Raw genomic sequence first — 23,674 nt, 5'->3', positions numbered from 1 at the left:
CTGAACTGCTCCTGTCATAGTAGACCGTAGAAGACTACGATGGGAGCAGTTCATTATCGCCAAGGCATGGGCTTTTTTGCTGTTTCATGACTGTCGCAGCAGTTGTTTGATATCCGCTGCCGGACTGGAGCCAAGCTCCTCTTTGAGCAATTCCTCCAGCACCAGATACTGTCGCTGCGCTTCGGTTCTTCGTCCAAGCGACAGATACAACAGGATGATCTCGCGATGAATATCTTCCCGAATCGAATCAATCTGGAGGATACGTTCAAAATAATACAGCGCCCGTAACGGCTCGCCTGCCTTCGCGTGATAGTGGGCCGCAGTTTCCATCGTCATGATGAAATCCAGTTCCAGCTGTCTGGACCACGCAAAAGCCCACTCATAATGCCTTCCTTTCAGAAGTTCACCCGTATACAACGTATCCATCCGCTCGAAGAGCTCGGGGCGATGTGCCGAGGCCTGACGCATCTGCCGGAACAAAGTCTCGAACTCGTACAGATCACAGTTAATCGCTTCCCGGTCGATACGGATACCGTTTCTGTCCTTGAGAATGATCGGCACGTCACTGTTATCACCGATGGCACGTCGCACGTAGTACAGTGTGGAATTGATGTTGGTCCAGGCTTTCTGCGGACTGAGGTCCTTCCACAACGTATCGGCCAAGGCATCGCGGGTGGTTGATTTGGTATACAGCAAGAATGCAAGTAACTCTTCGGTTTTGGGCGTTCTAAGCTTGATGGGACTGTCTGCTCCGGCACCGCCAAACACGGTGAATTCACCGAACAGACGAACGTTCAGTTTGGGTCCAGGCACCGCTGGTTCAGGTGTTATCACGGACTTGTGAAGCTTTTCCTGCAACCGTTTGATGCTGCGGTTCAGTCGCTCAGCCGTGACCGGCTTGATGACGTAATCGATGATCTCTTTGTCGAAGGCCTGCACCGCATATTCCTCATAACCGGTCACCAGCACGATTGGAAGCGAAGGATGATGTTTACGCAGTTCACCAATGAGTTGCATACCCGAGATGCGAGGCATCGTAATGTCCAGAAATGCCGCATCGAAGCTATTCTCTGCCGCATATTCACAGGCTTCCTCCGGGTCATGAAACGCACGAGATACCTTGACTTCTCCGCTTTCTGTCAAAATGCGATTCAGTCGCTTCAGCGACAAATCCTCATCGTCCACGATGATGACTTTCATCTTCATGTTTCATAACCTCCGTTCCCATCTGTGCTTAGACGTTGATTTGGAAGATCAAATGTAATCCGCGTTCCCTCGCCGTCCAGACTTTCCATCTGAAGGTGTCTGCCATACAGCAGGTTCAACCGGCTGGAAATATTCCATAGTCCAACGCCGTTACTGCCGTCTGTGGATTGCCGAATTTCGTCCATCCGTTGCTTGGTTATGCCGATTCCGTTGTCCTCGATGGTGAACCGTGTTTCCGTATCATTCAGATTGCGGATAGACAACATGACCCGACCACCGCGAATGCTGGACATCAGCCCATGCCGAATTGCGTTTTCGATCAGGGGCTGTAACGTGAGCGGTGGAATGTCCATGTTCCGGTTCACATCCGCATCCACATCGATAATGACCTCCAACCTTGAGCCAAAGCGGGCTTGCTCAATCGCTACGTATGCCTCGATCATCTCCAGTTCGTTCATTAGGCTAGTTTTTGAGTCCAGATGTTTAAAGTGCACACTCCGTCGTAAGTAACTCGATAATTGCAAAATCAATTGTTCTGCCCGATTTGGCGCATCCACGCACAATTCGGCAATGGCGTTCAGGGCGTTATACAGAAAGTGCGGGTTCATCTGTGACCGCAAAAAAGATATTTCCGCATCTCGCGCAGCTTGGACGGATGTTTTCATCCGAGTCAAACCGCCGATCCGTGCCAGCAGTTCCTCCGATTCGAACGGCTTGGATACAAAATCATTGGCGCCTTTCTCCAAGGCCAGCTTCAATTGATTAGCTTTATTACTCGCCGTCAACATGAGTACAGGTAACTCGGAAGGAGAGAAGCGCTCCCTGATCCGTTCCAGCAATTCGTAACCCGACATGTCAGGCATCATGATATCAGCAATGACGAGATGCACGGCAGGTAGTTTGTCCAGCAACTCCAGTACGGAAGGGGAGCGTGAAGTGACCGCATAACTGTAACCTTCCAGCTTCAAGAGATTCACTATTGTCTGCAAATTAGCCGAGTCGTCATCCACAACGATGATCCATTCGTCTTTATTCCCTTGTACAATCGTTGGTTCTTCGAACCGGAGTAGCCGATTACCAGGACCTGTAGGAGCGATGGTAAGTGGCATGACGTTGGAACGTTTCTCTCCTTTATTCTCTGCCAGCGGAAAGGTCAGGATGAACGTAGCACCCATGCCGGGTGCTGATTCCGCATGAATGGTTCCGCCATGCAGCTCGACCAGCTTGCGTGTAATGCTTAGTCCTAGACCGGTGCCTCCAGCAACGACTGGCCCCGTATCCGCTTCCTGCTCGAACGGCAGGAAGATATGTTCCAGCTTGTCCGTACCGATACCACGGCCGGTATCCACAATGCGTATTTCCGCTTTGCCTTGCACGACCGTAGCTTTGATGCTTACCGTGCCACGTTCCGTGAACTTAACGGCATTGCCGATCAGATTATGCAAAATCTGAATCAGTCGATTGCCGTCTGCATAGATCGGCGGGAAATGCGCCGGGATGCGGTTGATAAGCTCCACCTTTTTCGCGCCAAGCAGGAAGGAGTGCATACGCATGACCGATTCGACAAACGAGTACAGATCGGTCGAAGACCGGTGGAGCGGGATGTCGCCATGTTTCATTTTCGAATAATCCAGCAATTCATCGACCAGATAGGTTAATCGTCTGCCACTTCCCGTCACGATCGCCAGATTGTGCGCTTGCTCATCGGTAAGGGGACCTTCTGCGCCTTTAAGCAGGCTTTCACTGATGTTAACAATCGCGTTCAGCGGTGTTTTGAGCTCATGCGAAGTATTGGACAGGAAGTCGTCCTTCACCTTGTCCAGCAATAGCAACTGATCTTTGAGGGTGCGGACCGTACGATAGGCCTCGAAGAACCGAAGCACCGCCAGAAACAGCATCAGGATGCTGAACAGGACAATGGAAGCCTGCCCGATATTCATATTTTCCTTGAGCGAGATCGAGAAGAGATTAATGTCCAGACAGTACAGCATGATGCTTAAGAGGGCTGCGTACCACAGAAAAGTAGACAGCCGTTCGCCTTTCTCACTGGTTAGGAACTGTTTTGCACATTGATAGAGCAACCAGAGCAGCATCAACGTGTACATAACGACGACGTAAGGTGCAGCCAGCCCGTAGATGGAAATAGGCAGGAGCGTGACCATACATAAGTAAGCTCCGAAGATGATCAGGATCAACGCCGTGAGCATACCGGACAGGATGCCTGTTTTGAATCGGTAGAAGTAAAAGGTTAACAGACCCAGACATGCCACAGAGCAGAAATCTTTTAATTTATAGAGCGTGCTAAAGGAGATTTCCGTGCCCGCCATCGATAACACACGTTCGCTGATCATGCCGTTATAGAGTGCATACAGGAGACAGATTAGACCAATCAGCAGCAGGGAGTCGTCCCTGTTTCGGTAGAGTGCAGACCCCAGGTAACTGACGAGGAATATGATCGAAATGGTAGCCAGTACAGCAAGCGTGCCGAATTCGATAGCTGTGTTGAATTGATGTTTTTTCAGCATGGCTGCTTGTTCGCCGAAAAAGAGTGGACCCGGAATGCCAGAGTCCGTGTAATCGTAATTAGCCACCCGGATCAAAATCTCAATGTCACCGCCATGATAGGGGAAAAAGCCAATCTGGGGGGAGTTGCCTGGTCGGTAACCTGCGGATTTTGCCACGGCATGCCCGTCTTCCAGCAGCTTGTTGCCATTAATGTAGATCTCGCTGGCAAAACGGATGTTCATTTTTTTGATCGCCAGTGTTCCCTCAACAGGTGCATTACGCAGTACCAGTCGATACGTGGCGAAGCCGTGGGTTGGCAGTCGTTCACCATCCACTTTAAGTCGATTCCAGGAGCCGGGAACGGTTGCATAGGTGTCGGGTGCTTTCGTTGGACCAGCCTGATTCGATGTTGCAGATTCGTCAGGAAGCAATCGCTCCCAGTAAAATTCCCACTCCCCGTCCAGCTTGATCCGCTCGTCTTGTTCAGGGTCCCAGGCCGAGAGGTCCAGAACACCTTGACGGGCATGAAGCGCAGCAGATTGTGGTTCTCTGATCGTTGACAGCAGCAGTACGGTAATAGCGAGTAAAACAGTCAGGACAACGCCTGAAATTTTTAATAACACGAAATGCTGCTCCTTTAGAGATTGTTCAATCCTTTGGTAGCTTCGGACAAAATCTCTTGTATTCTATCGGCATTGTAGCGAATATCTCTGGGGGGCGCAATCACATTTCGACAAATTCCTTCATACCCACCCCGTGAATTCCAATATTGAGGCTTTTGCAGACTGTGCTTCTGTATGAGCGCCTTTGCGCCAGGCTTTAGGCGATTCGCCCATCAGTTTGGCGAAGCAGCGGTTAAAGCTGGAGATGGATCGGAAGCCGACCTGCTCAGAGATGGACAGAATGGAGGCCTCGGTGCTTTTTAATCGTTTGCATGCCTCTTCAATCCGGGTACTGTTCAGAAAATCAAGCGGCGTGGTTCCCATAATTTCATGGAACTTGCGGCGAAAATGCGTTGTACTCAGATGACACAGTTCAGCGAGGTAATCGATGGTCACAGGCATCATATAGTTTTTGGTGATAAACTCCAGCGCAGGTGAGATGACCAAGTCCCCTTGGAGGTCACGTTCCCGTTCCTGATCCTGAGATGACAAGCGTTCGCTGCTCGCATGAATTCGAAGCAGTTCGATATATAGAGACATCAACAAGCCGTACGCGCTCTCCCGATAGTAGGGGGACTGCTGCTTCATTTCTTCAACGATTGAAGTTGCGAGCATATGAATTTTGGGATGCTGTTCCTTATTCAGAATGCAATTGGTTCCCTGAATCGCCCATAGATTCGGTTCAATGTGAGTTTGTGCTGTTTTGAGTGAATGACGGAAGAGTTCTTCCGGTGAAAAAAAGATATAAGCCCACAGGCTGGCGTTATTAGGTGAACTGTATGTGGTATGCGGAAGATAGCGGGGAATGAATGTGATGTCGCCTGCCCGAAAAGGCACAGATTCCCCCTTAATCTCCATGATGCCTCCATCTGAATAACAGATGCCAATCTCCATGTGGTTATGGAAATGAAGATGCTCACTCTTGATATCGGATATTCTCCAGCGGTCCCCACTGAGTAACAGGACAGGGAAATCAATGGGCAGGCTGTAGTGACGATATTCAATGACAGGTTTCTTCGGTTTGGGCATTTTCGAGGACTCCTATGTATAAATGATTGAAATTGCGCAGTTTTGTTATGAATATGCTTAGATTGAGACTATTTTACTGCGTACAATGGAATAAGTAAAGCGTTTACAACAATGGAAGGACACCTCTCAGGGCGCACTTGGGGGCGTGTGCGCAGGGAGAGGGGAATAACAATGCTTCAAGTGAAATATGACAGGGATCAGATTCTACATGTAATCGAGAACGTTACCAAGAAAACACTGGATATGGATCTGACATGGGATTGGCCCGGTGGAGTGGCTTATTATGGTGTATCCAGAGCCTATCAAACGACAGGTAACCAAGAGATTCTGGACAGGCTGGTGAAATGGGCAGACGAATATATCGAGCTGGGTCTGCCAAGTTGGACGGTTAATACATGTGCCATGGGCCATGTGCTCATCACTTTATATGAAGAAACCGGAGATCAGAAATATTGGGATATTGTCCTCAGCAAGGTCGATTATCTCCAGAATCATGCGCTTCGCTTTGGAGACAATGTGCTTCAGCATACGGTATCCGTTTCCAATGATTTTCCGGAACAGGCTTGGGCGGATACCTTGTTTATGGCGGCATTTTTCCTGCTCCGTGTAGGTAGCAAATTAAAAGATGAAGCCATGATTCAGGATGCGCTGAATCAGTATTACTGGCATATCAAATACCTGCAAGATCCGACCAGCAGTCTGTGGTATCACGGTTATAACAATATTAATAAGGACCACATGTCCGGATTTTACTGGGGCAGAGCGAATGCTTGGGGAGCCTATACGATGTCTCAGGTGAAACCTCAGCTCAACGACTGGTACTTGTATCCGCAATGTATGGATGTAGAGTGTGCCCTTCGTGATCAATTGGCGGCTCTCAAGCTGGTACAGACCGAGAACGGCTTGTGGCGTACGGTTTTGGATGACGAAGAATCGTATGAAGAGGTATCGGCTTCCGCAGGTATTGCAGCAGCGATGATCAATAACGGTAATCCACTGCATACCAAATACGTGCAAAAGGCACTGGAAGGTATCCTGAACAACATTAGCGAAGATGGACGCGTGCTTGGTGTATCTGGAGGTACCGCGGTGATGAAGGATCGGGCTGGCTATCGCAATATTCCAAAAGACTGGATTCAGGGCTGGGGTCAGGGCCTGGCACTCGCTTTTCTGTCCGATATGTTGAGATAGGGAGGGAACCCAATTGTCCAAATTAACCAAAGGCTCCTTTACACTACCGGGAGAATCCGGTTATGAAGCACTGACGCTTGAACTTGCCAACCGCTGGGGTGCCGATGTGATCCGTGACAGTGACGGTACAAAGTTGTCCGATGAGATTATCAATGCCGGATATGGCATCTATTCAACCATTTGCATTATTCGGGATCATAATGAGTGGGCATCCCGTAATTTGGATAAGTTGCAGCAATGTTTTCTCATTACGAATCCGAAGGTTGCTGTGCAAGATTATGTATCCATCTTTCTGATGGAGGACTTCTTCGCTGAACAATTCAGGGTGAATGATTCGAAAGAAGCGTTTAAGTATTGGCAGGTGTACGACCGAACGACTGGGGAAGAAGTTCCTAGAGGACAGTGGAGTTATGAAAGGGAATCTGGCAATGTTGTCATTACCGGCGTTGCTCCTTGGCATAAATACACGGTGAGTTTCATGGTTTATCGGATCTGGGAAGAGATTTCCATGTACAATCACACGACGAATAATTGGGACAAAGAGCATCTGATGCAGATTGACCCGATCTATACAGACACCCAAACCTATTTGCTGGATTGGATGGAAAAGTGGTGCCAAGAACACCCGGAAACAACCGTTGTACGTTTTACGTCCCTATTTTATAACTTCGCCTGGATCTGGGGCAGTGATGAGCGGAATCGCCATCTGTTCTCGGATTGGGGTTCATACGATTTCACGGTAAGTTCGAGAGCGCTGGATCTGTTTGCTCAAAAATATGGGTATTCACTCTCCGCCGAGGACTTTGTAAATGGCGGTAAATATCAGGTCACTCATATGCCTGCGGATCAGCGCAAACTGGACTGGATGGCATTTATCAATGATTTTGTCATTGAATTCGGTAAAAAGTTAATTGATATTGTACACAAACATGACAAGCTGGCGTATGTCTTCTATGATGACAGCTGGGTGGGCATGGAGCCGTATAATGATCGCTTTGAGGAATTTGGATTCGACGGCATGATCAAATGTGTGTTCTCCGGTTACGAGGCAAGAATGTGCTCCGGCGTTAAGGCTGATACCCATGAAATTCGCTTGCATCCCTACTTGTTCCCAGTTGGCTTAGGCGGGCTTCCTACCTTCAAAGAGGGAGGAGACCCTACCCTGGATGCGAAGAAATATTGGATTAATATCCGGCGTGCGCTGCTGCGTGAGTCGATTGACCGGATTGGACTGGGTGGATATTTGCATCTGGTTGAGCCTTACCCGGACTTTGTGGATTATATCGAGAAGATTGCCCATGAATTCAGGGAAATGAAAGAGCTACATCAGGCTGGAAAGCCTTATCAGATCAAGACAAAGGTAGCCGTGCTGCATAGCTGGGGCAAGTTAAGATCGTGGACCTTGTCCGGTCATTTTCATGAAACGCATATGCATGATCTGATTCATGTGAATGAGGCATTAGCCGGGTTGCCTGTTGACGTGCAGTTTATTGATTTTGATGATATTCGTCAGGGCGCATTGAAGGATATAGATGTCGTCATCAATGCCGGCTCTGCAGGTTCAGCATGGAGCGGTGGAGCGCATTGGAGTGACCACCAGTCTGTGGACTTATTGACCCAATGGGTTTATGAGGGTGGTACCTTTATTGGCATTAACCAGCCTTCGGCAATGGACGGGTACGACAGCTATTTTAGAATGGCCCATGTGCTTGGGGTAGATGAGGATACAGGTGCAAGGGTTGTTCATGGAAAATGGTCGTATGAAGTTAATGATGAGTATGGTTTGGTGCCTGAGGGGGCCAGCATACTTCCGAAAGATAACATTTATCTTACTGATGGATCAGCAGCTGTAGTGAATGAAACGGATGGTCAGATCACACTGTCCACACATGCTTTTGGAAAAGGAAAAGGGATCTACCTGCCTTCCTTCGAATTCAGCTGGGAAAATACAAGACTACTTCTGAATTTGATTCGATTTGCGGGCAATGAATTCCATGAAACAAAGTACATCACGGATAACTTGTATACTGAGTGCGCCTATTACCCCGAGAGCAACATATTGGTTGTGATCAATAATAGCAATCAGGTTCAGTCCACGACGATCAATACAGAGCATGGAAAACAGACCGTGGAATTGGAGCCGTATGATACGGTGATCACCAAAATTGGTTTAACAAAATCGGTATCCCCATAGAATGATGACTCGATAGACCGTATTCCTTAACCAGGAAGCGGTCTATTTTAGTTATTAGGGCGTGTCTGAAAACTTCGAAGGAAGAAGATTTTATCTTACGGATTTCACTGTATAGTGTTAATACTATTTAGTAGAATATTTAAATAAGGATAGGGATCATGAGCCCTAATATTTTATTGTTTTCATCTTTTTAAAGGAGAGAATGCCCTAATGTACAGTTATAAAATGTTGGACAAAGTAAGCATGGCAACACTTCACGAGGCGTTTGTGGATGCGTTCTCCGACTATCAGGTTAAAATGGATTTGCCTTTTTGGAAGTTTCAACAAATGCTCCAACGAAGGGGTTATCACCCCGAAATATCTATGGGAGCCTTTAAGGATGAGAGAATGGTCGGATTTGTTATCAATGGGCTTCGAAGCTGGAATGGAAAGACAACTGCATATGATCTTGGGACAGGCGTTGTAAAAGATTGCAGACGGCAAGGCATTACAAGCAATCTGCTCTTGAATATTCAAAAGCTGTTAAAAGAAAAAAATGTAGAGCAATATTTGCTGGAGGTCATCCAATCCAACGAATCTGCAGTTCAGCTGTACAGTAAACAAAACTTTAAAATTCAAAGGGAATTTTCATGTTTCCAGTTGCAAAAAGATCAATTCATACCGCAAACGACCTGCACGGTGGAATGTGTGGAGAGAATCGATGTGGAGCAGTTTAAGGAATTTTGGGATGTGGAGCCCTCCTGGCAAAATTCAATTGATTCCATCTACGCTGTACCGGAGGCTTTTATCTATGTGGTAGCACGTCAGGATCACAGCATTGTTGGTTATGGCATTATAGATCAAAAAACAGGTGATATTCCCCAGCTTGCAGTGAACCAAAATTACCGGGGCAAAGGTATTGCAAGCAGCATCCTGACAGAGATGGTCCAACGCACAGAATCGCCTAGAGTCAGTGTCCTCAATGTGGAGTCTCATCTGAAACCGATGCAAGATTTCCTCCTGGTCAAATCAGGTTTTGCATATCATGTGGGCCAGTACGAAATGCTCTTGAAATTATAACGAGATACCCGTTTCGACTTAAGATCAGATCGGGTTCATACGAAAATATGTGGGGTGTTAGTGTCTGTCTTGTTGGGCCAGTTGAACGGGAGGTTGATTAAAGGCTTCCCGGAAATCCTGGATTGCAGTATCCAACCCATCCTGTACTCGTTATAATAATGTTGATATATGACATGGTTAGAGGAGACAAAGACATAACATGAGCCGAAAGAAATACTGTAAGCGTATTCAGTTTCTGGATGATTGGAGTCTCAAAACCAAGTTGTACATATTGTTCATTTTTTGTGTGCTGGTCCCGGTCCTGGTCACAAATACCGTGTTTTACCAAAGTATCAAAGGTAACATTGAAGAGAAGGAGCATAGCCGATTCAATGAAATGCAGCAAAGGATCAAGTTCAACCTGCGGAACAGTATAGACAATAGCTTGTATGTGTCCAATTTTCTCTATACCGATGGAACGCTGAACCGGTTCATGGAGTTCAAGTATCGCGATCAGGAAGACTATTACTCTGCCTACTATGATATGCTTAGCAACAACAATCTGGTCAGGTACTATTACAGCTACCAGCAGGTGAATCAAATTACGTTTTATGTTGGCAATGATACCTTCGTCAATGGAGGAAACTTCATTAAGCTGGATGAAGAGGTGAAGAAAAGTGATTGGTATCAAGCGCTGATGAACACAAGCGACCATATCATGATCTATTCGTATTTTGACAAACAGCAGGCGGAGATGTCGCAAAGTCAGGGAGGGCGCAAAGTAAGCATTATTCGTAAGCTGGATTACTTTGGGGAGCAGCAGGTTGAAAAGGTGTTAAAGGTTGATCTGGACTACGCTTTCATCAACAAATCGCTTAAAAATGAGGGAGCCAATGGGAAGGTGTATGTCGTTTCGGATGGCAGGGTCATTTTCTCGAACGATTCAAAAATGAATCAGATGCGCAAGCCATTTAATCTGATTGCAAACAGTTCAATTGATCCTGTTCAATCCATGCAATCGATTCCCGTCGTATCCGAGGATTGGCAGATTGTCGTCAGCACGGAGAAATTGGACGTTTTGTCGGAGATTGTTAATTCCAAGCTTAATTTGACTTTACTAATCATTCTTAATCTGTTGGTGCCGACACTGCTAATCTGGTTGATATCCAGATCACTGGTCATCAGAGTTGATCGGATAGCGAAGCACCTGGATCAAGTGAAGCATGAGAAATTTGAGGTGATATCGGGACCTGTGGGCAAAGACGAGATCGGCAGCCTGACCCATAGTTATAACATGATGGTCATTAAGATCAAGAACCTGATTGAGATTGTGTTTAAGGGCCAGGTGGAGCGGCAAGCCCTTGAGCTCTCCAAAAAGCAGGCGGAGCTGAAAGCCCTTCAGAGTCAGGTGAATCCCCATTTCATGTTCAACACGCTTGAAACGATCCGTATGCGGAGTTTGATCAAGGACGAGCTTGAAACCTCCGATGTCATTCATAAACTGGCACTGCTGTTACGTCAGACGATCAATTGGGGCGATGATCTGATTACAATTGCAGAGGAAATCAATTTTGTGGAGAGTTATCTGAGTATCCAGCAGTATCGCTTTGGTGAAAAGCTGCAATTTGCAATCCGGATCACAGACGAATCCATTGCTGCCATGATGATACCCAAGCTAACCGTTCTCACCTTTGTGGAGAATGCTTGTATCCATGGTATTGAGGGGACGTCGAATGATGGGGTCGTGGAGGTATTATTCGAAATTCGAAGGAATGAGCTGTACATTTCCATTCGAGATACCGGAGTCGGTATGGATCAGGACAAGCTGGCCTCGCTCCGCAAAATGATGCAAGACCCGAGTATGGATCGGATGAGCGAGCTTAGCAGCATTGGTATGATGAATGCATATATTCGGCTGCGGATGTATTTTGATGATTTCGTTCAGGTGCACATATTCAGTGAAAAGGGGAAGGGAACAACGATTGGCATTCAAATTCCTCTTATGCAGGCATCTCAAGAATAAGGAGCGAGGATATGATCAACGTGCTGATTGTGGACGATGAGCCATTTATTCGCCAAGGACTTCTATTGTTAATTGATTGGGAGTCTTACGGATTTCAGATTTGCGGTCAGGCCTCCAATGGTATGCAGGCATTGGAGTGCATACGCGCTATGCAGCCCGATCTGGTGATTTCCGACATTAAGATGCCGGAAATGGACGGAATGCAGCTTGCCAAAACCTTGTACGAGCAATATAACGGTGACATCAAGCTGATTCTTCTGAGTGGATTCTATGAGTTCGGATATGCCAAGCAGGCGATTAAATACCAGGTGGATGACTACATTCTCAAGCCTATTGTGAAGACCGAACTGGTTCAGGTGCTTGAGGAGTTCAGGGTCGCATTTAATGCGCGGACGGAAGAGAAGCGATATCAGCAAAAAAAAGATCGAATTATTATGGCCCAGCATATGCAGTCGATCTTGCTTGGGGTGGCCGAGGAGGAAGCTGTTACGAGTCTGCAGCCCCACTATCAAGATGCCGGCATACTGCGTTGCGTCCTGATTGAAGCGGAAGCCGGTCCAGAACAGGGAACGGATTGGTGCGCTCGGGTTGAGGCATGGGTGGGCAAGCCCTTGCCGGGACAAATTTTGAAGCCCTTCACAGGTGATAAAAATGCGGTTCTGCTTATGGTTACGGACCTGATGGTGAACCGTGAGGCAGTGACCTTGGAGCAATATTTGACCCGATTACATGCCGATCTGAGCCATGGTCAAGAGGCGGCTATTGCTTGTTATGTCGGGAAGGAAGTACATGAGTTGGAGGCGCTGCACGAGTCTTATCAATCCTGCGGCATAATGAAAAGCTTACGTTTCTTCACCACTTGCAGGCCCATTTATTACTTCGAACTTATGGATACGACCTTATTTGTTAATCGGCCGGGACAGTTCGAAAAACAATTATTTGATGGGCTAGTTAAGTCTATTGAGGAACAGCAGACGGATGAGTTATACAGTCATGCAAAGGCCATTTTTCAATTTTTTCTGGATGAGCGAATCGAGCCTGGTATGGTTCGAATCCACTTGCATTATTTGGCCTACACTTTGCTGGATCTCGTGAATAACGATACGGTTACTCCAGATTCCGGGCTGATGGAATCGACTTTTCTGAAGGTGAACTACGCGATGTTATCCATGGAGGAAAACATTGAACATTTATGCGAATTCTCGCTCATGTGCGCAGAGAAACTGAAGGAGCAGCAAAAGTCAAATGCGATGGGCGTATTAGCCAAAATCGAGGCCTTCATTCACGAGCATTACAGAGAAAATATCAGCCTGAAATTGCTTGGGGAGCAGTTTTACATGAATAGTGCATATCTGGGTCAGATTTTCAAAAAGCATTTCTCGATCAGCTTCAGTGATTATTTGAATCAATTGCGTATTGAGGAAGCCGCCCGGCTGTTGCGCAGAACAGATCAAAGAGTATACGAAATCGCAACAATGGTGGGATATCGGGATTCCGATTACTTTATTAGCCGGTTCGAGAAACTCATGGGGGAGACTCCTGCACAATATCGTAAAAGTGCCCATGCTGCGTACTCTCTTGATTAACATCCTGCACTCCTTGACGGAGCGGCGGGATATTTTTTTTCGCAGATGCTGGAATTAGTGGGATTCCATCTATAGTTTATCCCGTTGAGAGGGGCATGGAAGCATGATAATTTTAAGTCAGCCTTTGGAAAGCGCTTTCCAAAAAGCTTCTGTCAATATAATCGATGGAGGGGTCATGATGAAAAAGGATGTTAGAAAAAGAATCAAGTATAGTGCTCTGCTCGCTTTAATACTGGTCATCGCACTCACTGGATGTACACCGGGATCGTCCTCGAAAGGGGAAAAGACAGCAGATGGAAGGGAATTGAAACAATTTTCCGCATTTTTTGCCGTACCGGGAAAAATTGCTCCTGACGATAATCGGGTGTTAAAGGCTATTGAGGAGAAAACAGGCGCCAGAGTCACGATGGACTGGCTTACAGGCCAAACAGCCAAAGAGCGGATTGGTGTACTCATTGCAGGCGGCGAATATCCCGATTTTATCGATGGGAGTGATGGTACTCAGCAACTGGTAGCAGCAGGAGCGTTAGTACCACTTGAGGATTACATCGATAAATATCCAAACATCAAAAATTACCTGGGCGAAGACTGGAAGAAGATGAAAAATACGACGGATGGACATATCTACTTCATTCCTCAATTCGGCAATATACAAGAAAAGTCGATGAAAGTATCCCATGACGGAGAAGCATTCTGGATTCAGAAGGCCGTACTGGAATGGGATAATTATCCGACAATCAAAACGCTTGACCAATACTTCGACTTGATTGAACGGTATAAAGCAGCTCACCCGACTGTTGATGGTCAGCCAACAATTGGATTTGAAATTATCTCCTATGACTGGCGTTATTTCGCACTGGAGAACCCTCCGCTCTTCATGGCTGGTTATCCTAACGAAGGCGCAGCCATCGTTGATAAAGAAACGCTGACGGCCAAAAACTATAATACCATTCCGGAAGCGAAGGCATATTTCAAGAAAATTAATGAGGTATATCATCAAGGCCTCGTCGATAACGAAACCTTTACAGCAAACTATGATCAATATATCTCCAAAATTTCAACCGGACGTGTGCTGGGTATGGTGGATCAAGGATGGCAGTTCCTTGATGCCGAGGCATCACTCGTGAAGCAAAAATTGTACGACAAAACCTATGTACCGTTGTCCATTACACTCTCCGAGGATGTTAAAGGGCGTTATCAGAACAATCCAATCCTTAACGTGAATGGTGGCTTGGCCATTACAAAAAGCTGCGAGGATATCGAGGGGGCACTTCAATATATTAATGATTTGCTGGACCCTGAGATGGAGGTATTGAGAACCTGGGGGCAGGAAGGCGTGGATTACCAAGTCGATGACAAAGGCGTGTTCTCCAGGAATGAAGAGCAACGTGCGAATTCCAAAGATCCGGACTGGGTGCTGGCAAACACGGGAAGCCCGTTGGTCTATTTCCCGCATCATGAAGGCATGACCGCTGACGGGAAGAATGCCCTTGACCCTAAGGAGCAGCCGGAGGAGTACCTTGCCACATTGAATGACATCGACAAAAAAGTGCTGAAGGCTTATGGATATACGAAGTTTACCGACTTCCTTGAGCCTGCGGAGGAAAATGAACCGTGGTTCCCAATCTATACCTATAATTTTGAACCGAATAAACCGGAGACCATCGCCAGACAGAAAATGGATGATGTAAAACGCAAATGGCTGCCAAAAGTGATTATGACTTCACCAGCCGAATTTGATAAGGCCTGGGAAGAATATCAAGCCACGCTCAAGGAAAGTGCAGATATTAAAGCGTATGAAGATGCGCTGACGGAAGAAGTCCGCAGACGTATGGAACTGTGGGGATAAAGGCCTGTCACACAGAAAGGCTATGGGGAACCCCGTAGCCTTTCTTACACGCTAGATTCGGAGATTGGATAGGAATGGAATCGATTCACCCAGACTGGGTGATATAGATAAACTCGTAAGCAAGGAGAGAAAAAACATGGCCAAAAAGGAGCTGCAGCCTTCGTTAAAAACCAGCCATATCCCAGCGGGAACAAGTTGGATCGGGTACAACCTGTCCAGAATGAAAAGTCAGCGACAATTAATGTGGATGTCATTTCCGTTTATTGCGTTTATCGCTATTTTTGCGTATGGACCATTATGGGGCTGGTTGATGGCGTTTCAGAATTATAGACCGGGCATTGGTTTTATGGAGCAGGATTGGGTTGGGGTGGATCATTTTCGAACGTTATTCACGGACCCTACATTTTTACGTGTCATTCGCAATACGCTGGCGATGAGCCTGATCAGTCTGTTTCTGGGATTTGTCGGCTCGATTGGTCTGGCGCTCTTATTGAATGAACTGCGAATGGTATTGTTCAAACGCGTGGTACAGACGGTTTCCTACCTTCCGCATTTCCTGTCATGGATCATCGTAACAGGTATTGTTGCGAATGTATTATCAACGGAAACAGGAATAGTGAATGTGCTGTTGACGAAATTGGGCCTGATTGATGCACCGATCAATTTTTTTGCCGAACCAAAGTACTTCTGGGGTATTGTAGGTCTGTCCAGCATGTGGAAGGAAATCGGCTGGGGCACGATTATTTATCTGGCGGCCATGGCGTCGATTAATCCGAGCTTGTACGAGGCAGCTTCCATCGACGGAGCCGGACGGTTTCGTAAAATGTTCAATGTCACACTTCCAAGCATCAAACCAACAATTATTATCCTGCTCATCATCAACGTTGGTAACGTACTGAACGCAGGTTTTGAGATTCAATACTTGCTGGGGAACGGACTTGTGCAGGATGTATCCGAGACGATCGACATTTTTGTTTTGAAATACGGGATTAATCTCGGCAACTACTCACTTGCCACCGCAGCAGGCATTTTCAAAAGTGTGGTCAGTCTGGTGCTCATATTTATCGCCAACGGGATTGCCAAGTCTCTTGGTGAAGAGCGATTGATATGATAAGGGGGCAGAACTGTGAAGCGATTTAGCAGAAAACGAAGCTTGGGTGACTCTATTTTTTCCATCACCAATGGCATATTTATGTTGCTTGTCATGGTTGTTACGTTATATCCTTTTTTAAACACCATTGCCGTATCTTTCAATAACGGGCTGGATACGATCCGCGGGGGGATCTATCTCTGGCCGAGGGAATGGACGCTGCAAAATTACGTCTCCGTATTCCAAAACCCGAATCTGACACAAGCCGCATTTGTTTCGGTCGCCAGAACTGTGGTGGGAACGGTTGTACAGCTGTTCTGTACAGCCATGCTGGCCTATGTGCTGAGCCGCAAGGAGTATATGTTCAACAAATTGGTCACAACGCTGTTTGTCATGACGATGTATTTCAGCGGTGGTTTAATTCCGGGATACATGCTGATCAAACAAGTGGGGCTGCTGAACAGCTTCTGGGTATACATTATTCCCGGGTTGATCGGGGTGTTCAACATGATCGTCATTCGTACCTACATTCAGGGACTGTCCGAGGGATTGATAGAATCCGCGAAGATGGATGGAGCCGGAGATTTTCGGATTTTCATGCGCATCGTGCTTCCGCTGTCCAAGCCGGTGTTGGCTACAGTCGCTTTGTTCATTGCTGTAGGTCAGTGGAACTCCTGGTTTGACTCCATGTTGTACACGGCGGGAAATCGGAATTTGACCACCTTGCAGTATGAGCTGATGAAATTGTTATCCTCTGCGACCTCACAGGGGGGAACCGTCAATGTGGATTCATTCAAAAATGTAACCAACATGGTGACGCCTGTATCTATTCGGGCAGCAATCACGGTTGTAACGGCAATGCCAATCGTTTTACTGTATCCGTTCTTGCAAAAATACTTTGTGACTGGACTAACCATTGGAGGGGTAAAAGAATGAAAAATGCAAATCAAAGCGAACAATGCACGTTTAACAATCCGATTATGCCCGGATTTTATCCAGATCCATCCGTATGCCGGGTGGGTGAAGATTTTTATCTGGTGACATCAACATTTGCCTATTTTCCTGGCGTTCCGATCTTTCAGAGCCGTGATCTTGTAAATTGGAAACAGATTGGAAATGTGCTGGACCGCCCTTCACAGTTGAATCTTCAGGGAGCAGGCCATTCACAGGGGATATTCGCTCCAACGCTTCGGTATCATGAAGGCACCTTCTATATGATTACAACCAATGTATCACATGGCGGCAATTTTGTTGTAACCGCTACCGACCCGGCTGGGCCATGGTCTGATCCTTATTTTATTGAAGGCGCAGAAGGCATCGACCCTACGATTTTCTTCGATGACGGCAAAGCCTATTACCTTGGTACACGTCCTTGCTCTGAGGGGGTTCGTTATAATGGCAATTGGGAAGTTTGGTTGAGAGAGCTTGATTTGGGCAGTATGAAGCTGGTGGGAGACAGTTACGTTCTGTGGCGCGGGGCGATGGTAGATGTCATCTGGCCGGAAGGCCCGCATCTGTATAAGATCGATGAATATTACTATTTATTGATTGCAGAGGGAGGCACAGGGCCAAACCACGCCGTGACCATTGCTCGTAGCAAAAGTTTAACCGAAGGATACGTCGGGAATCCGAATAATCCAATCATTACACATCGCCATTTGGGTAAGCGTTACCCTGTTGTTAATGTAGGACATGCCGACTTGGTGCAGGCTGCGAACGGTCAATGGTTCATGGTCATGCTTGCTTCGCGTCCATATGGAGGGAGCTATAGCAACCTGGGGCGGGAGACGTTCCTTGCTTCTGTTGTTTGGGAGGACGGATGGCCTGTTGTTAATGAGGGCCGCGGAATTCTGGAGGAGCAGGGCACGTTGGATTTGAAGCCTGTTCCGGTAGAGCCGCAACTGCGTTTTGACCATTTTGACAGTGATAAACTGGGCTTGCAATGGATGTTCCTGCGCAATCCTCAGGAGGATCTATATTCATTAACCGAACGAAAAGGATACTTGCGGCTGAAGCTGAAACCGCAAACATTGAAGGAAAAAGAAAATTCCAGCTTTGTTTGTCTGCGTCAAAGGCATATGGATTATGTCGCAGCTACAGCGATGGAATTTGTGCCCGGGAATGCCAATGAAACGGCTGGTCTTGTCGTCATTCAGAACGATCTGTATCACGTACGGATTGAGCGTGCTCTGGCGGATAAACAGCAGGTGCTGCGTGTGGTGACCGTTATAGATGGTCAGGATAGCCACATTGCGCAAATCGCGCTGGAGGGTGATGTATCGCGAGTGTATATCAAACTGGCTGCGACAGGTCAGCAACTAAACTTCTATTACAGCACAGATGGAAGTCAGTATCATCTGGTGGCGGAACAGGTGGATACAAGCAGCCTGAGCACCGAAGTAGCTGGCGGCTTTGTTGGCTGTTGTATCGGAATGTTTAGCAGTAGCAACGGTACTTCTTCCGATCAGGTAGCGGACTTTGACTGGTTTGAATATGGTTCATATAAATAATATTTAGATGACAGAATAACAGAAAGTAAGCTCAATCCGGTGGCGGTAGTCCAGGGATTGAGCTTTTTTTCATTCTTTTTGCGAAAGGAGTGGGGGGATGCGTTACAGTTTATTGTCCAGCTTCATGTGCTGAGCTTTTTATGATGTTAACCATTTTACGCTGAGCATCCCTTGCCTCCGGAATCGGATAGAGGACAAAGACATGGTTCATTTTGGGGTAAACGTACGTTTGATGATCGATTCTTTGATCCGTCAGCAGTTTGTCGAGCTTCATATTATCAGGAAACAAACCCTCGTGGGTTCCGATAAAGATGCTGATTTTGCCCAGACCTGCGAAATCTCCGTAGATTGGACTGATTAACGGATCGTTCAACGGTTTGTCAGCTGCCCAGATCCGCCGGATGACATCATACCCTTCCACAGCGAGCATAGGGTCGCGGGTCTCGTAATCAAATATGACTGGATTGTCCAGCACCATATCCACACAAGGTGATAACAAGATGATATCTTTGGGCTGCGGGAGATCATGCATCTTCAGATAATGGGCCAAGGCTAGGGATATGTTCCCACCTGCGGAATCCCCCATAATGGTGAGTTGTGCCGGGTCGTCTACGGAGGCAAGCAGATCCCGGTATAGATTGAGCAGTTTCGGATACGTATGCTGATAATTAAAATGCGGAACCTTTGGATAGATGGGAGCAACAACTTTGGCATTCAGAGCCTGAGCCATGCGGTCCATGAATTTCCAGTGTAAAGACAGCGGCTGGTGTGTATGCGCCCCGCCATGAATGTAGAGAATGACCCTCTGTTCACGGGAATGCTGATCGTTTAATGTGAACACCTGCATGTCTTCATGGGAGCGCTCTTTGATGGAAGATGACAGTTTTGTTTTACCCAAGATATAAGGTTTAATGTTTTCCAAGCCCATATGATCCAGGTGTTTGCGGGTAAGCTCGCGTGTTGAAAAAAATTTCTTGGTATCTAACGTTCCGATATATTTCTCGAATAGAAAGCTCGTCAACGAGCGTTTGTGAGTATGGATATACATGTTCATTGAGGAATCACCCTTCCTGATGGAGTTCAGATATACGGTCTGTGGAGACTATAAGTAAAGTATAAAGGTTGAAGTGTACTTCAAGGTCAATCTTAATTTTTCCATCAAACCGTTTACGGTTAGAGTAAAGCATGGTACCCGTTCTATGTTATGATATTTGCATCTTCAAAAGTTCGATTGAAGGGGCATAGCGTATGAATCAGAGCATACAACAGTTTAAAGCGGATTTTTTCAAAGCGTTGGCACACCCGATGCGGATTCAGATTCTGGAGCTGCTGAGTGAAGGAGCCAAAAACGTGAATGAACTGCAAAGCATTCTGGGATCGGAAGGCTCTGCTGTTTCACAACAACTGGCTGTATTGCGCAGCAAAAACGTTGTCCACGGAATCAAAGAAGGGACAACCGTCACCTATTCGCTGCGTGATCCGCTGATTAAGGACCTGTTGGCAGTCACCAAACAGATTTTTGACAATCATCTGGTTGATGCCATTTCCATGCTGGAAGATATTCGTAAAGAGTCCTGACACAATAAACAAGAGCAACTGGGTGTAATCGCCGGAGGTTCTTGTTTTTTTGTGTTAAGTTCCTGCTGAGATTGTGCGTAATCCGATTGACAGGACGTATGCAGGGGAGTAGTCTTTTAAATATATTCAAATATTCAAATATATGAAGAAAAGAAGGTTTTGGTACATGAAATGGATGGGGAGATATGCAGGGTACAATGCTGCCGCTTTTCGCAAGGATCTGTTATCAGGACTGATTGTAGGTATCATTGCGATTCCACTCGGTATGGCCTTTGCCATCGCTTCCGGGGTCAAACCGGAGTATGGATTGTATACCACAGTAATCGCAGGGATTCTCATTTCCTTGCTGGGTGGGTCCAAGTTCCAGATTGGCGGGCCAACGGGGGCATTCATTCCGATCCTATTTGCCATTGTGATGCAGTATGGATATGAGAATCTGCTGATCGCCGGAATGATGGCCGGTTTGATGCTTGTACTAATGGGCGTATTCAAGCTCGGGGCATTAATTAAGTTTATTCCAAAGCCGGTGACTATCGGTTTTACGGCAGGGATCGCCGTCATTATTTTTAGCGGACAAATAACGAACTTTCTAGGACTTCGAGGCATCGAGAAACACGAGGATTTCTGGTCCAATATGAAAGAAATCGGGATGCATATCTCGACGATTAATATATACAGTGTGCTTACAGCTGGAATCTGTCTGGCTGTTCTTCTGCTTGTGCCCAAGTTTGCACCAAAGGTGCCTGCATCACTGGTGGGGCTGGTTCTTTCGACGGTAGTCGCGGCGTTCTTTTTTGAAGGGCAGGTGGCTACAATTGGTTCGTCCTTTGGCGCCATACCTAACTCTTTGCCTCAGTTTCATGTGCCAGAGATCACTTGGGAGCGTATTGTGAACTTGCTGCAACCCGCTTTTGTCATCGCCATGCTGGGTGGAATTGAATCGCTGCTATCCGCAGTTGTTGCCGATGGCATGACCGGAAGTCGGCATAACAGCAATCGAGAGTTGATTGGGCAGGGGATTGCTAATATGGTGACGCCGTTGTTTGGTGGTATTCCTGCAACAGGAGCGATTGCACGCACAGCAACAAATATCAAATCCGGCGCAGTATCGCCATGGTCTGGCGTGATTCACGGTGTGGTGGTTTTGCTGGTACTTGTCCTCTTTGCGCCATATGCATCCCACATTCCTCTTGCCAGTATGGCTCCCGTTCTCATGCTGGTTGCCTGGAATATGAGTGAACGGAGATCCTTCATACATGTCATGAAAACCAAAACGAGTGATTCACTCGTTCTGCTGATTACCTTTTTGCTGACCGTATTTACAAGTTTAACAACGGCTGTAGAGGTTGGGTTAATTCTGGCTGTCCTTTTATTTGTTAAACGGATGAGTGAGATGTTGAAGGTTGCCAAAGTACTACCCGATCCCGATCATAAACATGAGAAAGTCATGGCCCACATGGTTCGGGAAGGACATGACTGCCCGCAAATAAGCCTATACACAATTGAAGGGCCACTTTTTTTCGGCGCAGCGGATACGTTCGAGAAGTCGGTCATGGATTCGATTCATCGTCGACCAGGCACTCTGCTGTTGCGAATGGGTAAGGTGCCTTTTATGGATACAACAGGTGAATCCAATCTGGCCCGTGTTGTCAAACATATGGAGAGATCCGGGGGCAGGATTTTACTTTCAGGCATTCAGGCGCAACCGTTGGAGATGTTGAAGAGAACAGGTTTGATTGAACGGATTGGTCCGGATCATATGTTTGAGCACACGGGTGAAGCCATCAATTATGCATTATTGCATCTGGATGTTCAGAAATGCAGGGGGTGCAAACATTTTGCCTTTCGTGAATGTGCTGCATTGTCGAGTGGTGGCACCGACCCAGAGTGTAATAACCTGCTGAAACCTGGAAAGCGAGTCAATGTAAATAGCCCTATCTAACCTGCTGATGAGAGAGATGGAGCTATAAGAGTCTAGAGAGTATTTGCTTATCAAAATATATATTCTGGAAAATAAACGAAAAATATACTATGTTATAGGTTGATAGGTGAAAGGATTACATCGTCTATTAGATGAGAAATAATCATATTAAACCGAAGGAGCAACCATATGTCCATTCAACCGACTGCTTTACGTTCAGTGCTTAACCCCAGGTACCTGGAGTCTGCATTGAGGAATCACTATGACATTGGAACATGGGAAGAATGTTTGTTTTGGCTTAGAGGATTGAATGATACTTACCGGGTTCGCACGTCCAGTGGCATGTACATTCTCCGTATCTACCGCACTGAAATCACGGAGGCAGATGTTCAGTATGAGCTTTCATTATTGTCTCAACTGAAGAACGTTCTAGGTTCTGCGGAACATACCGACATTGGAGAATACATCGAGAAGAAAGATCATACGGGATATACGGTGTTGGAGGCTGCGGAAGGCAAGCGGGTTGCTGTAATGTTTCGGTATATTGAGGGTACGGAGAACAACCTGGAGGATGAGGAGTCTTGTTACGCTTTTGGTCAATCTGCCGCTGAATTACATGAGGCTATGGATCAGGTGAACATGGAGCTGCCACGATATGAGCTGGATCTGAAGTTACTTATTGACGAACCCCTTGAGCGAATTATCCACTATATCGGTGAGAACAATGAAGCAGCAGCATTTCTCCATACGTTTGCCACAACGTTAAAAGAACGCATCGTTACCACTTCCAGACAAGAGCTGGACTTTGGTCTGTGCCATGGCGATATGCATGGAAATAACAATGTGTTTCAACAGGAACATCAGTTCATCCATTATGACTTCGAGTGGGCAGCCAAAGGCTGGCGTGCCTATGATTTAGCTCAAGTGAAAGTTCGAAAAAGGCAGTCTGATGAGCGAAAAGCAGCATTATGGGATGCGCTCATGGCAGGATATCGTTCAGTCAGAAGTTTCTCTGCCGAAGATGAGCAGGCGGTTGATCTCTTTATTGTTGCTCGCCGATTCTGGGTGATGGGACTAGATGTTGCTTTTATTGAGAGTGATACGGGTGCGCTGGACTATGGTTCGGATTGGCTGGATAGTTTCGTGGAAGAATTCCGGGATACGGGGATTATATCCTAGCGAATGATGAACATTATTTTAGGTGTAGGTTTGAATGCTTTAAGACCCTTCCGAGTGAACTTGAACTCGGGAGGGTCTTTTTCATCTTATATTGAAGGTAACAGGGTCACTTA

16 protein-coding genes are annotated in these 23,674 nt (G+C 46.6%); 12 read left to right on the top strand and 4 right to left on the bottom strand.

Going from position 1 to position 23,674, the window contains the following annotated elements; all coding sequences use genetic code 11:
* Nucleotides 1-84: 84 nt before the first annotated feature.
* The 3 genes from C170_RS01970 to C170_RS01960 all read right to left on the bottom strand — a co-directional run bounded on the left by C170_RS01970 (nt 85) and on the right by C170_RS01960 (nt 5,402).
* On the bottom strand, nt 85-1,206 hold the full coding sequence (locus C170_RS01970; protein WP_051446947.1) for a response regulator: 1,122 nt from the start codon (nt 1,204-1,206) through the stop codon (nt 85-87).
* A complete protein-coding gene (locus C170_RS01965) occupies nt 1,203-4,334 on the bottom strand; it encodes an ATP-binding protein (protein ID WP_036606013.1) in 3,132 nt (1,043 codons plus the stop codon). The genes C170_RS01970 and C170_RS01965 overlap by 4 nt, the downstream gene beginning before the upstream one ends.
* A gap of 120 nt (nt 4,335-4,454) precedes the next feature.
* Nucleotides 4,455-5,402, bottom strand: coding sequence for an AraC family transcriptional regulator (locus tag C170_RS01960; RefSeq protein ID WP_036606012.1), 948 nt, complete (start codon nt 5,400-5,402; stop codon nt 4,455-4,457).
* Between the two features lie 171 nt (nt 5,403-5,573).
* Here C170_RS01960 and C170_RS01955 point away from each other — a divergent pair, with 171 nt between their 5' ends.
* The 9 genes from C170_RS01955 (at nt 5,574) to C170_RS01915 (ending at nt 18,883) form a co-directional block, all read left to right on the top strand.
* Nucleotides 5,574-6,593, top strand: coding sequence for a glycoside hydrolase family 88/105 protein (locus C170_RS01955; RefSeq protein WP_036606011.1), 1,020 nt, complete (start codon nt 5,574-5,576; stop codon nt 6,591-6,593).
* A 13-nt stretch (nt 6,594-6,606) separates the two neighbouring features.
* Nucleotides 6,607-8,787, top strand: coding sequence for a 1,3-beta-galactosyl-N-acetylhexosamine phosphorylase (gene gnpA, locus C170_RS01950; RefSeq protein ID WP_036606010.1), 2,181 nt, complete (start codon nt 6,607-6,609; stop codon nt 8,785-8,787).
* A 210-nt stretch (nt 8,788-8,997) separates the two neighbouring features.
* A complete protein-coding gene (locus tag C170_RS01945; RefSeq protein WP_036606009.1) occupies nt 8,998-9,846 on the top strand; it encodes a GNAT family N-acetyltransferase in 849 nt (282 codons plus the stop codon).
* Between the two features lie 199 nt (nt 9,847-10,045).
* Nucleotides 10,046-11,848 carry a cache domain-containing sensor histidine kinase gene (locus C170_RS01940; RefSeq protein WP_036606008.1) on the top strand — a complete coding sequence of 601 codons (1,803 nt, stop codon included), beginning with the start codon at nt 10,046-10,048 and terminating at the stop codon, nt 11,846-11,848.
* A gap of 11 nt (nt 11,849-11,859) precedes the next feature.
* Nucleotides 11,860-13,434 carry a response regulator gene (locus C170_RS01935; RefSeq protein WP_036606007.1) on the top strand — a complete coding sequence of 525 codons (1,575 nt, stop codon included), beginning with the start codon at nt 11,860-11,862 and terminating at the stop codon, nt 13,432-13,434.
* A 175-nt stretch (nt 13,435-13,609) separates the two neighbouring features.
* Complete coding sequence (locus C170_RS01930; RefSeq protein ID WP_235200699.1) at nt 13,610-15,283, top strand: extracellular solute-binding protein; 1,674 nt, start codon at nt 13,610-13,612, stop codon at nt 15,281-15,283.
* A gap of 136 nt (nt 15,284-15,419) precedes the next feature.
* Entirely contained in the window at nt 15,420-16,394 is a 975-nt protein-coding gene (locus C170_RS01925) for an ABC transporter permease (RefSeq protein ID WP_036606005.1), read from the top strand.
* A gap of 15 nt (nt 16,395-16,409) precedes the next feature.
* Nucleotides 16,410-17,309 (top strand): carbohydrate ABC transporter permease, encoded by a 900-nt coding sequence (locus tag C170_RS01920; RefSeq protein ID WP_017690606.1) that lies wholly within the window; start codon nt 16,410-16,412, stop codon nt 17,307-17,309.
* Nucleotides 17,306-18,883 carry a glycoside hydrolase family 43 protein gene (locus tag C170_RS01915; RefSeq protein WP_051446946.1) on the top strand — a complete coding sequence of 526 codons (1,578 nt, stop codon included), beginning with the start codon at nt 17,306-17,308 and terminating at the stop codon, nt 18,881-18,883. Before C170_RS01920 ends, C170_RS01915 begins: the two co-directional genes overlap by 4 nt.
* Nucleotides 18,884-18,992: 109 nt before the next feature.
* On the opposite strand, the gene C170_RS01910 is transcribed toward C170_RS01915, so the two are convergent.
* Entirely contained in the window at nt 18,993-19,937 is a 945-nt protein-coding gene (locus C170_RS01910) for an alpha/beta hydrolase fold domain-containing protein (RefSeq protein ID WP_036606004.1), read from the bottom strand.
* Between the two features lie 194 nt (nt 19,938-20,131).
* Between C170_RS01910 and C170_RS01905 the strand changes: the two genes are divergently transcribed.
* From C170_RS01905 to C170_RS01895, 3 genes are all read left to right on the top strand, one after another.
* Nucleotides 20,132-20,461, top strand: a complete 330-nt coding sequence (locus C170_RS01905; protein ID WP_017690603.1) for an ArsR/SmtB family transcription factor — start codon at nt 20,132-20,134, stop codon at nt 20,459-20,461.
* 166 nt (nt 20,462-20,627) lie between these two features.
* Complete coding sequence (locus tag C170_RS01900; RefSeq protein WP_036606003.1) at nt 20,628-22,403, top strand: SulP family inorganic anion transporter; 1,776 nt, start codon at nt 20,628-20,630, stop codon at nt 22,401-22,403.
* A gap of 168 nt (nt 22,404-22,571) precedes the next feature.
* Nucleotides 22,572-23,561: a phosphotransferase gene (locus tag C170_RS01895; RefSeq protein ID WP_036606002.1), complete on the top strand. Its 990-nt coding sequence runs from the start codon at nt 22,572-22,574 to the stop codon at nt 23,559-23,561.
* Nucleotides 23,562-23,674 lie beyond the last annotated feature (113 nt).

This window comes from Paenibacillus sp. FSL H7-689 (assembly GCF_000517905.1).
Taxonomy (GTDB): domain Bacteria; phylum Bacillota; class Bacilli; order Paenibacillales; family Paenibacillaceae; genus Paenibacillus; species Paenibacillus amylolyticus.
The sequence above is the reverse complement of the archived record's forward strand: the minus strand, read 5'-3'. Positions and strand labels throughout refer to the sequence as shown.

What these genes read in the sequence shown, in the direction of transcription:
- C170_RS01970 (WP_051446947.1), bottom strand. Translation starts at nt 1,206, where the DNA reads ATGAAGATGAAAGTCATCATCGTGGACGATGAGGATTTGTCGCTGAAG.
- C170_RS01960 (WP_036606012.1), bottom strand. Translation starts at nt 5,402, where the DNA reads ATGCCCAAACCGAAGAAACCTGTCATTGAATATCGTCACTACAGCCTG.
- C170_RS01955 (WP_036606011.1), top strand. Translation starts at nt 5,574, where the DNA reads ATGCTTCAAGTGAAATATGACAGGGATCAGATTCTACATGTAATCGAG.
- C170_RS01945 (WP_036606009.1), top strand. Translation starts at nt 8,998, where the DNA reads ATGTACAGTTATAAAATGTTGGACAAAGTAAGCATGGCAACACTTCAC.
- C170_RS01940 (WP_036606008.1), top strand. Translation starts at nt 10,046, where the DNA reads ATGAGCCGAAAGAAATACTGTAAGCGTATTCAGTTTCTGGATGATTGG.
- C170_RS01935 (WP_036606007.1), top strand. Translation starts at nt 11,860, where the DNA reads ATGATCAACGTGCTGATTGTGGACGATGAGCCATTTATTCGCCAAGGA.
- C170_RS01930 (WP_235200699.1), top strand. Translation starts at nt 13,610, where the DNA reads ATGATGAAAAAGGATGTTAGAAAAAGAATCAAGTATAGTGCTCTGCTC.
- C170_RS01925 (WP_036606005.1), top strand. Translation starts at nt 15,420, where the DNA reads ATGGCCAAAAAGGAGCTGCAGCCTTCGTTAAAAACCAGCCATATCCCA.
- C170_RS01915 (WP_051446946.1), top strand. Translation starts at nt 17,306, where the DNA reads ATGAAAAATGCAAATCAAAGCGAACAATGCACGTTTAACAATCCGATT.
- C170_RS01910 (WP_036606004.1), bottom strand. Translation starts at nt 19,937, where the DNA reads ATGAACATGTATATCCATACTCACAAACGCTCGTTGACGAGCTTTCTA.
- C170_RS01905 (WP_017690603.1), top strand. Translation starts at nt 20,132, where the DNA reads ATGAATCAGAGCATACAACAGTTTAAAGCGGATTTTTTCAAAGCGTTG.
- C170_RS01900 (WP_036606003.1), top strand. Translation starts at nt 20,628, where the DNA reads ATGAAATGGATGGGGAGATATGCAGGGTACAATGCTGCCGCTTTTCGC.
- C170_RS01895 (WP_036606002.1), top strand. Translation starts at nt 22,572, where the DNA reads ATGTCCATTCAACCGACTGCTTTACGTTCAGTGCTTAACCCCAGGTAC.